Raw genomic sequence first — 9,671 nt, 5'->3', positions numbered from 1 at the left:
TGTGGTCTGGGGGGGCCCCCCGCCCCCCCCCCCCCCCCAAATCCTCTGTTGGGGGGGGGGGGGGGGGGGGGGCGGGGCCCGGGAACCGCAACCGTTTCAGCTTTGCTGAAACCAAGTCTAGCGCCCGTATGAATTATCCGCGGTAGAAGAGCACTGCGACCACCGCGAGCACCAATGCGATGCCGACCGCCCACATCGCACGGACACGGCCGGCCTGCTGCTCGCGATAGTGATTGGCGACGAGGTCGAGCCAGTAATGGCCGGGCAATGTTTCCCGGATCACCCCCGCCTTGCGCAACCGCATCAGTTCGGCGACGTCGCTCGGCGCCGGGTTGAACGCGATGGCTTGTTCGGGGGCCAGCGCGTGTGCCGCGATCATCGCGCGGGCGATTCGCGAGCGCGTGCGCAGCATCGCCGGATGGATCGGCGGCGGGCCCGACGGTCCGGGCGGCGGTATCACGCCGATCAGGTCGAGCTTGCCGCTCATCCCCCGCCCGCCAGGAAGCCAAGCGCCGCACCGATCGCCACCGCGGCACCGACCGCCAGCCCGGCGCGGCGCCGGCGCGACTTGGTCCATTCGTCATAGGCCGGAATGTCGAGCCAATAGGTGCCCGCCTTGCCGACGTGGAGCACGCCCTTTTCGATCAGGCGTTCGAGCAGGCGTCGCTCGATGCCGCGGCTCGGCGCATAAGCGATCGCGCTATCGGCCGAGACCGCGTTCTGCGTCATGAAATGCGAGACCAGCCGCCGCCGTGCCCGTGCCACCGCGCCCGCCGCTGCTCCTGCCGCCGCTCCACCCATAAGCCTTACTCCCCCCGGTTTTTTGTCGGTTCAGCGAGCTGAACCGGGTTGCGGCAGCGAAGCTGCAACGACATCAACGTCGCTTGCCTTGATGGCGAATGTTGGGCGGACGGCCGCGGCGTTTCAAGACGCGTTGCGGCTTCTTGCCAGGCGGCGGCGCGTAGCGGCCCTCGGGCAGCTCGAAGCGCAGCGCGCCCGACACCGGATTGGCTTCCGCGAGGCGGAGCTCGAGCATCTGGCCGATCGCATATTCGTCGCCCGAATCCTCGCCGACCAGCTTCTTCGCCGCCTCGTCGAAGCGGAAATATTCGCCGCCCAGGTCGCGGACCGGCAGCAAGCCGTCGCCGCCGATCCCCTCGACCGTCGCGAAGATGCCGAAATTCTGCACGCCGGTGATTCGCGTCTCGACCAATTCCCCCACCTTCTCGGCCAGGAAGGCGGCGACATAGCGGTCGATCGTATCGCGCTCGGCCTCCATCGCGCGGCGTTCGAGCCGGCTGATCGCTTCGCCGATCCGCTCCATCCCCGCCGCCTCATCCGCGGTCAGACCGCCCGGGCCAAGGCCATAGGCCGCGACCAGCGAGCGATGGACGATGAGGTCGGCATAGCGGCGGATCGGCGAGGTGAAATGCGCATAGCTGCCGAGCGACAGCCCGAAATGGCCGTGATTGGCCGGCGCGTAATAAGCCTGGGTCTGCGAGCGCAGCACCTGCTCCATGACCTGCGGCCGGAAGTCCACGTCGCCGATCCGGTCGAGAATCTGGTTGAAGGTGGCGGGCTTGATCACCTGGCCCAGCGCGAACTTGACGCCCCAGGTCTCGAGATAGTTCTTGAGCGCGACCAGTTTCTCGCGCGCCGGCGGTTCGTGGACGCGATACATGACCGGCGCCTTCTTCGCTTCGAGCGCCTTGGCCGCCGCGACATTGGCCGCGATCATGTAATCCTCGATCAGCCAATGCGCATCGAGCCGCTCGCGCGGCGCGACCGACAGGATGCGCCCCATCTCGTCGAGCATCACCCGGCGCTCGGGCAGGTCGAGATCGAGCGGCTCGCGCTTGTCGCGCGCCTTGGCGAGCGCTTGCCAGCAAGCCCAGAGGGGGACCAGCGCGCCCTCGACCAATGCGTCATCCCAGCGAAAGCTGGGATCTCGTGCCTCAGCGGCCGGACTCTCCTCATGAGACCCCAGCTTTCGCTGGGGTGACGACCGGGCATCGATCGCGGCCTGCGCCTCCTCATAGGCGATGTTCGCCGCGATCCGCACTACCGCACGAGTGAAGCGCCACGACTTGAGCGCACCGTCCTTCGCCACCTGCAAATGACAGGCCAGCGCCGCACGGTCCTCGCCGGTCTTGAGCGAACACACTTCGGCCGACAGAATCTCGGGCAGCATCGGCACGACGCGATCCGGGAAATAGACCGAATTCCCCCGCCGTCGCGCTTCCTTGTCGAGCGCCGATCCCGGGCGGACATAGAAGGACACGTCGGCGATCGCGACCAATGCCTTCCAGCCGCCCGCATTCTGCGGATCGTCATCGGGCGCGGCCCACACCGCGTCGTCATGATCGCGCGCATCGGCCGGGTCGATCGCGACGATCGGCAAATGGGTCAGGTCCTCGCGCCCCTCGCCCAGCGGCTGCTGCGCGACGCGGTCGGCTTCCTCCAGCGCTTCTTCCGAGAAACGGTCGGGAATGTCGTGCTCGTGGATCGCGATCAGCGAGAAACTGCGCGGCGCGAACGGATCGCCCAGCCGCTGGGTGACGCGCGCGGTGATGCGCGGTGGCCGCCCGGCCTTTTCGGCGAGCACCAGATCGCCCGGCTCGGCATCGCCCGCGTCCGAGATTTGATATTGCCGCCGCTCGCGCTTCTCGACCCCTTCGAGCCACAGCCGATCGCCCTCGCGCCGGACCACGCCGAGCATCAGTTCGTCGCCCTTGGCGAGCTGCTTCATCGGATGCGCGATCCAGCCCTTTCCGGCCTCCTCGGTCCGCGCCAGGATACGATCGCCGATGCCGAGTGCCGAGCGCTTGCCGCGCTCGCGGACGCGCAGCCGCGGCACGGGCAGGCCTTCGGCTTCCCAGCGTTCGGGCACCGCCCAGACATTGCCGCCATCGTCGACATCGGTGATCCTGAGCACGGTCACCTTGGGCAGCCCGCCCATCTTGTGGAAAGCGCGGCCCGGCGCGCTGTCGATCAGGCCTTCGTCGGCCATGTCCTTCAACAGCGCCTTGAGCGCGATCTTTTCCTGCGCGCTCAGCCCGAACGCGCGCGCGATCTCTCGCTTGCCCGCCGGCTGGTCGGAGGACGCGATGAAATCGAGGATCTGCTGTCGGGTGGGAAGGCCGTGCTTATGTTTTGGTTTTGCCATGTCGGGTCAAGATAGGCTCGCCCGGCCTTCCCGTCACCCCATGCTCAGCGGGCCAACAGGTCGACGATGTCGCGAACCAGTCGGGTGCGCGGATCGACGATATAGACGTAGTCGTCGCGATACACGTAACGATAGCGGGCGTTGTACGGTACGCGCACGCGATACGCGCGCGGAATCGCGTCATAGCGCGTCCAGCCGCTATAGCCCGCGGGCACGCGCGCGCCGCGGTTCCAATAATATTTGCGCGCCTGCCCCGGCGGCATACAGCCGTTGCCCTTCTTGGCGAGGCCCGGCGGGCAGCCACCCCACCGGCCCTGGCCCGGATCGGCATTGGCCGGAGCGGCAAGCACGACGGCGGCGGCGAGCGTGCTCGCCGCGATCAGGAACTTTCGCATGGTCTGCGCATCCTCGCAGTTGACGACGGCAAGGAGAACCGGTGAGATCGTCGACTGTTCCGCCTCCGTGCCAAGCCAGGATCGAAACCGCTGACCTACGACCTTCTCATCGCCGGCGGCGGGATCAACGGATGCGCGATCGCGCGCGAGGCATCGCTGCTGGGATTGGAGGTCCTGCTGGTCGAGCGCGACGATCTCGCGAGCCATACCTCGTCCGCCTCGACCAAGCTGATCCACGGCGGGCTTCGCTATCTCGAATATTACGACTTCCGCCTGGTCGCCGAGGCGCTGCGCGAACGCGAATTGCTGGTCCATGCCGCACCGCACATCATCCGCCCGTTGCGCTTCGTCCTGCCGCAGGAGAATTCGGTGCGGCCGTGGTGGATGATCCGGATCGGGCTGTATCTCTACGACATGCTCGGCGGGAAGATGAGCCTGGCGCGGTCGCGCGGGCTGCGGGCGTCCGACAAGGCCTATATCGCGCCGCTCAAGGGCGGCGAGCGCGGCTTCGTCTATTCGGATGCGCAGGTCGACGATTCGCGGCTGACCCTGCTCAACGCGGTCGACGCGCGGGCCAATGGCGCCGAGATTTGCACGCGGGTGTCGCTCGACACGGCGCGGCGCGACGGCGACCATTGGAGCGCCACTCTGTCCGACGGCCGCACCGTCCAGGCGCGCGCATTGGTCAATGCGGCTGGGCCATGGGTGCATCTGATGCTCGACCGGCTCGGGCTCGACGGCAAGGCCAATGTCCGGCTGGTCAAGGGCAGCCATATCGTCGTGCCCAGACTCTACGAGGGCGACCACGCCTATATCCTGCAGCTTCCCGATCGCCGCATCATCTTCGCGATCCCGTGGCAGGGCGGAACCGAGATCGGCACCACCGACATCCCGGTCGAGCGGCCCGAGGACGCGGTCATCACCGACGACGAGATCGCGTATCTGTGCGAAGGCGCGAACCACCATTTCGTGAAACAGATTTCTCCGGCCGACGTGGCGCATAGCTGGTCGGGCGTGCGCCCGCTCTATGACGACGGCGCGAGCGAGGCGAAGGCGGTGACGCGCGATTACGTGCTCGAGCTCGACGAGGAAGGCCCGCCGCTCCTCAGCGTGTTCGGCGGCAAGATCACCACCGGGCGCCACCTCGCGGAGGACGCGATGGGCCGGCTGGGGCCGGTGCTCGGCGTCGCCAAGCGCCCGGTGTCGCGAGCACGCGTCTTTCCCGGCGGCGCGATCGCCGACTTCGACCAGTTCCTCGCCCAGACGCGTGCTACCTGGCCGTTCCTCGGCGACGCGCGATCGGCGCGCATGGCGCATGCCTATGGCACGATGCTGGGCGAGATGCTCGCGGGCGTGACCGACGAAACGGCCATGGGCGAGGATCTCGGCGGCGGGCTGACCGAGATCGAGGCGCGCTGGATGCGCGACCGCGAATGGGCGCGCACCGCCGACGACGCGCTGATGCGGCGGAGCAAAATGGGCCTGCATCTGACCGATGCCGAGCGCGCGCGGTTCGCCGAACGCTGGGACGCGCTGATGCGCGACGGCCAATGATCCTGGCATTCGCGCTCGCGATGAGCGCGGCGGCGCCCGCGACGCGTCCGGCCGCGCCGCATACTTGCCGCATCGTCCACGGCCGGCTGATGGCGACCAACGGCAATCCGGGCTTGCGTATCTGGGAAATCGGCTCGCACCATTATCTGGCGCTTGATGTCGGGCAGGATTTGTCGCTCGCCACGCTACCGGGCAATGTCCGCCGGCTGTGGATCGCTCGGACCCGCGGCGGATCGCTGTTCGACGCATCGATTTATGGCGATTTCCGCGTCTGCGCGCTGAAACCGCGCCGCGCCGGCGAAATGGAGATGGTTCACCTGGTCGCCGCGCGACACCTGGCCGCCGGTTCATACCGCTAAAAAAACGGCGTTTAGTCAGTCATTAACCGGCCTCGTTGCATAGCCGTTATCAGGGGCACCCGGGGGTCGGTGATGGCTACGACATTTTCGCATTTTCGCCGCCGGTCGACCGACGTCGCCTATTCTCGCGAACCGGTCCTGTCGGTCTCGCATGCCAGCGTGAAACGCCACCGCAAGGCCGCGCTCCACCAATTGTCGATCTACGGCTGCCGTCTCGCCAGCCGCATCGAAGCCGGCCAGGGCGAAGCGCTCACCATCCGCTTCGACCGCGACACCCCGATCGCCGCGACCGTGGTGTGGTGCGAAGGCGGCGTGATCGGCGCGCGCTTCGACCAGCCGATCGAGCGCGACGTCATGCGCGCGCTGACCCAGCGGCTCGGCTGACATCTCCCGTGATCCGCGCTAACGTTGCGCGGGCGAAACGGGGGTGGCGATGTTCCGGATGGTGGTGCGGCTCGACGGCGGCCGTGGGCTTGAGGTCGACCGGCTCAATTTCCTGACCGATGGCATCTATGCCATCGTCATGACCCTGCTGGTGCTCGAGCTCAAGATTCCCGAGGGGCTGGCATCCGATCGCATCCTGCCGGCATTGACCGAGGCCGGGCCCAAATTCGCCGCCTTCCTCATCTCCTTCTCCGCCGCGGCGGTCGGCTGGAGCTATGCCTATCTGTCGCACAGCGTGATGCGGCGGAGCAATTTCACCCACATGCTGCTGACCCTGGTGTCGCTGATGGCGGTGTCGCTGATCCCGTTCGCGTCGGCGGTAATGGGCAGTTATCCCGACTCGCCCTGGGGCTATATTCCCTATTGCGTGACGATCGGCGCGCTGACCGCGACGCTGACGATCGACATGCTGCTCAATCGCCGCGCCTTGGTCGATCCGCGGCTCGATCCCAGGATCCCGACCTTGTTCTGGATGTCGACCCTGGGCTGCATGCTGGTCGCGGTGGTCGGCGGAACATGGCTCGCCTTCTGGAGCCCGCGGGTGACCTTCTGGGTCATCGTCGTGGTCAGCGTGCTGATCTGGATCGACTATTATTATCTGTCGGCGTGGATCGGGCGCGAGACCGCCCGTATCGAGTCCGAGGACGCCGTAGCCGACAGCGCCGAGTGATTCCCGCCGCCGCGCCACCGAACGCCCGGCCGTCGCTCGCGCTTCAACGGTGATGGCGCGAGAAGAAGTCCCACATCAACGCCGTCCCATCGATCTTGCCGGTATTGCGCGTCACGCCCGGTCGTCCCAGCCCGCGTCCCGGCCAGCCATGCTCGGCGCCCTTCATGATGTAGAAATCGACATCCGCCCCGCTCGCGCACCCGGTCCATAGTTCGCGGACATAGTCCGCCGTCTCGCTCCGCGCCGGCTCCCGCGTGCAGCGATTGGCCGCCGCCCAAAAGGTCGCGGCATAACGCGACGGCTCGTACGGCATACCCTGCGAGCGGCGGACGATGCCGTTGGTGCTGGTGCCGCCGGCAACTGGTACCTGCTCGTCTTTCTCGGCATTGACGATCAGCATCGGAACGGCCGCGACCGGCCGAGGCTCGTTACCGAACAAGGCCCCGACGAACACCGCCGCGCCGGCGATGCGATCGCCGAGCTCGATCGCGACGCGCTCGGCCATCATCCCGCCGTTCGACATGCCGACGACATAGACGCGCCTGGGATCGACCGGCTGGGTGCGTTCGAGTTCGTCGATCAGCGACCGGATGAAGCCGATATCGTCGACCTGCTCGCGCATCGCGTACGCGCAGCAGCCGCCGGCGTTCCAGGTTTCGAGCTTGCCGAACCGCGCCGAGCCCTCGGGCAGCGCCAGGATGAAACCTTCCTTCGTCGCCTTGTCGATCAGGCCCGCCGATATGGCGACCTGCGCGCCGTTGCCGCCGCCGCCATGGAGCGCGATGACCAGCGGCCGGCGACCGCTGCCTGGCGGGACGAACAGTTGATAGGTACGATCGCCGATACGATGCGGCACGAGCGGACCGTCTGCGGCGGGGGCCGAGGCCGGCAGCTGGAGTGCGATGCCGACGAACCCCATCACGACCAAGATCCAGACCCAGCGCATGGCGGTCCTCCGTTGCCACTGCGCTGTCTAACGAGCGAGAGCGTCCGATCCTTCGCCACATCGAAAGCCCCTCCCCCTCAGGGGAGGGGCTGGAAAGCCCTCACCCGATCGCGATCACCGCGAGCGTGATGCGCGACAGGCAGACCAGCTTGCCGGCATCGTCGGTGATGCGGATCGTCCAGACCTGCGTGGTGCGGCCGAGCGACTCGGCCTTGGCGGTCGCGGTAACATGGCCCGACATCGCCGGCCGGATGTGGTTGGCGTTGATCTCCATCCCGACGGTGACCTGCTTGGCGGGATCGAGCGTCATTGCGCCGCCCATCGACGCCACCGTCTCCGCCAGAGCGACCGAAGCGCCGCCATGGAGGCGGCCGAACGGCTGGTGCGTACGATGATCGACCGGCATTCGCGCCGACACCCAATCGTCGCCGGCCTCGACGAATTCGATCCCGAGCAGGCCTGGCATCGATTTCCCGCCCATCGCGGTCATCGCCGCGAGGTCGGGTTTCCTGTTGTCAAACCAGATCATTCGCGAACTCCTATGGGCAAGGTCGTGCGGACGGTACGAGCGATTGCCGAAGCCTCGTCAGATGTAGAAGATTGCCGCGTTCTGCCGGTCGAGAAACTCGAATCTAACCGGCACCGACGACATTGTGCCCGATAGCCGGAAGTTCAGTTCGCCTTTGTCGCCGACGCCCAGCACCGTCAGTCTGAGCCCGTTGATGTCGACCGCTACCGGGTGGCCGGCAAAGGTGACCTCCACAGGCGCGGACGCCAGCGAGGTCCCCGCCCAGTCGTTGTACGAACTCATCCAGAAGGCGATCCTTACCGGCCCGGGCCGCTTCGGATTGAAATTGGACGTCCACACCAGATCCGCCTTGCCCTTCGGTCCCTGGGCATAGGGCACGCGATGGTAGCGGACCAGCGCAGGGAGGGCGATCGAGTGCTTGGCATAGGAAATGCCCATCAGCTTGCCATTGGTCGCGATCCCCAACGCGGTAGGCTGATTCGCATCTGCTCCACCCTTCATGGCGCGATCGAATTTCCCGTCGCCGTCGGTGTCGATCAGGCACGGGCCCGCTTTACCCATCCCTCGCGACATGATTGGACCGCAATAGATGTTTTCCGATGGATTGCTGTTTACCAGAATACTGCCGGCGCCAATGGCCGCGCCGGCTTCGCTAGCGATCATCTCCTGAATGGCGGAATCGATCTCGCCGTCCAACTCGACCGCAATTGGAACCGAAATGTCGATCGAAGTGAGCACTGCTCCCCGCGGCGCAGTGAACGTCGCGCCGGCGTCGAACGGGGCAGTCGTTGCGATCAGATCGAACGGGACGTTCGGCTTCTTGCGCGCAGCCAGACTAGCCGGCTCGAGCAGCAGTACCATCGCGGCCAGATATAAAGTGTAACGGATGCGGGGTCTGCGCATCTGCCCCTCGCTCAGTAAGCCCGGGCGATCAGCACGCGCTCGACCGCGGGCGCGCCGGTGAAGATGCAGGGGCCATCGGCCGGCGCGGCATCGCGCGGCGTGTTGCGCAGGGTGAGTTTGAGCGCCTTTAACTGGGCCTCGACCTTGTCGAGTTCGGCGCCGCTCGGCTTGGACCATTGCGCCAGCACCCAGCCCGGCTTCTCGACGCTGTCGGCGAAGAACGCCTCGAGGCCTTGCAGGTCGACGATGTCGGTCGCGATATTGCCATCGAGGCGCAGCTTGGCCTGATTGTAGAGGCCCTGCTGGATCTCGATCAGCAACGCCGCCGCCTGCTCGATGCAATCGGCCTTCGCGACCACCGCGCTGTCGAGCTTGCCGTCCTCGCGATAGAGCGCGTCGCGGCGGATCAGCGTGACGTTGCCGCCCGCCATGTCGCGCCCGCCGACCTCGATCACGATCGGCGCGCCCTTCTTGATCCAGCCCCAGCGCTTGGTCGCGGCCTTGGTCGCCTTGAGGTCGAGCAGCACGCGCAGCGGCTCGCCGAACGCGCTCTGCTTGACCAGTGCGTCGCGGAGGCCCTGGCAATAATCGATCAGCGCGGAATCCTCGTCATTGTCGCGCAGCATCGGCACGATCACGATCTGCCACGGCGCGATCTGCGGCGGCACGCGGAGGCCATCGTCGTCGCCATGCGTCATGATCAAG

The 9,671-nt window shown here is 66.8% G+C and carries 12 protein-coding genes; 4 read left to right on the top strand and 8 right to left on the bottom strand.

Annotated elements, in window-relative coordinates; translation table 11 throughout:
• Nucleotides 1-133 precede the first annotated feature (133 nt).
• The 4 genes from ACTHJR_RS04830 to ACTHJR_RS04815 form a co-directional block, all read right to left on the bottom strand.
• Nucleotides 134-487: a hypothetical protein gene (locus ACTHJR_RS04830; protein WP_440521991.1), complete on the bottom strand. Its 354-nt coding sequence runs from the start codon at nucleotides 485-487 to the stop codon at nucleotides 134-136.
• Nucleotides 484-801: a hypothetical protein gene (locus tag ACTHJR_RS04825; protein ID WP_440521990.1), complete on the bottom strand. Its 318-nt coding sequence runs from the start codon at nucleotides 799-801 to the stop codon at nucleotides 484-486. The genes ACTHJR_RS04830 and ACTHJR_RS04825 overlap by 4 nt, the downstream gene beginning before the upstream one ends.
• A 73-nt stretch (nucleotides 802-874) precedes the next feature.
• Nucleotides 875-3,166, bottom strand: a complete 2,292-nt coding sequence (locus ACTHJR_RS04820) for a ribonuclease R family protein (RefSeq protein ID WP_440521989.1) — start codon at nucleotides 3,164-3,166, stop codon at nucleotides 875-877.
• A gap of 44 nt (nucleotides 3,167-3,210) precedes the next feature.
• Nucleotides 3,211-3,561, bottom strand: coding sequence for a hypothetical protein (locus ACTHJR_RS04815; RefSeq protein ID WP_440521988.1), 351 nt, complete (start codon nucleotides 3,559-3,561; stop codon nucleotides 3,211-3,213).
• Between the two features lie 90 nt (nucleotides 3,562-3,651).
• Between ACTHJR_RS04815 and glpD the strand changes: the two genes are divergently transcribed.
• The 4 genes from glpD to ACTHJR_RS04795 all read left to right on the top strand — a co-directional run bounded on the left by glpD (nucleotide 3,652) and on the right by ACTHJR_RS04795 (nucleotide 6,588).
• Complete coding sequence (gene glpD / locus ACTHJR_RS04810) at nucleotides 3,652-5,115, top strand: glycerol-3-phosphate dehydrogenase (protein WP_440521992.1); 1,464 nt, start codon at nucleotides 3,652-3,654, stop codon at nucleotides 5,113-5,115.
• Nucleotides 5,112-5,474 (top strand): hypothetical protein, encoded by a 363-nt coding sequence (locus tag ACTHJR_RS04805; RefSeq protein ID WP_440521987.1) that lies wholly within the window; start codon nucleotides 5,112-5,114, stop codon nucleotides 5,472-5,474. The genes glpD and ACTHJR_RS04805 overlap by 4 nt, the downstream gene beginning before the upstream one ends.
• Before the next feature lie 72 nt (nucleotides 5,475-5,546).
• Complete coding sequence (locus ACTHJR_RS04800) at nucleotides 5,547-5,858, top strand: PilZ domain-containing protein (protein ID WP_440521986.1); 312 nt, start codon at nucleotides 5,547-5,549, stop codon at nucleotides 5,856-5,858.
• 49 nt (nucleotides 5,859-5,907) lie between these two features.
• Nucleotides 5,908-6,588, top strand: coding sequence for a TMEM175 family protein (locus ACTHJR_RS04795; protein WP_440521985.1), 681 nt, complete (start codon nucleotides 5,908-5,910; stop codon nucleotides 6,586-6,588).
• 43 nt (nucleotides 6,589-6,631) lie between these two features.
• On the opposite strand, the gene ACTHJR_RS04790 is transcribed toward ACTHJR_RS04795, so the two are convergent.
• The 4 genes from ACTHJR_RS04790 to ACTHJR_RS04775 form a co-directional block, all read right to left on the bottom strand.
• Nucleotides 6,632-7,534, bottom strand: coding sequence for an extracellular catalytic domain type 1 short-chain-length polyhydroxyalkanoate depolymerase (locus ACTHJR_RS04790; protein ID WP_440521984.1), 903 nt, complete (start codon nucleotides 7,532-7,534; stop codon nucleotides 6,632-6,634).
• A 100-nt stretch (nucleotides 7,535-7,634) separates the two neighbouring features.
• Nucleotides 7,635-8,063, bottom strand: coding sequence for a hotdog fold thioesterase (locus ACTHJR_RS04785; RefSeq protein ID WP_440521983.1), 429 nt, complete (start codon nucleotides 8,061-8,063; stop codon nucleotides 7,635-7,637).
• Between the two features lie 57 nt (nucleotides 8,064-8,120).
• On the bottom strand, nucleotides 8,121-8,924 hold the full coding sequence (locus tag ACTHJR_RS04780; RefSeq protein WP_440521982.1) for a hypothetical protein: 804 nt from the start codon (nucleotides 8,922-8,924) through the stop codon (nucleotides 8,121-8,123).
• Nucleotides 8,925-8,977: 53 nt separating this feature from the next.
• The coding region (locus ACTHJR_RS04775) for a His/Gly/Thr/Pro-type tRNA ligase C-terminal domain-containing protein (protein ID WP_440521981.1) at nucleotides 8,978-9,671 on the bottom strand (694 nt) is incomplete at its 5' end.

Source organism: Sphingomonas sp., assembly GCF_051962185.1.
Lineage (GTDB): Bacteria > Pseudomonadota > Alphaproteobacteria > Sphingomonadales > Sphingomonadaceae > Sphingomonas.
Note: the sequence above shows the minus strand (reverse complement) of the source record. Positions and strands in the feature narration are given on the sequence as shown.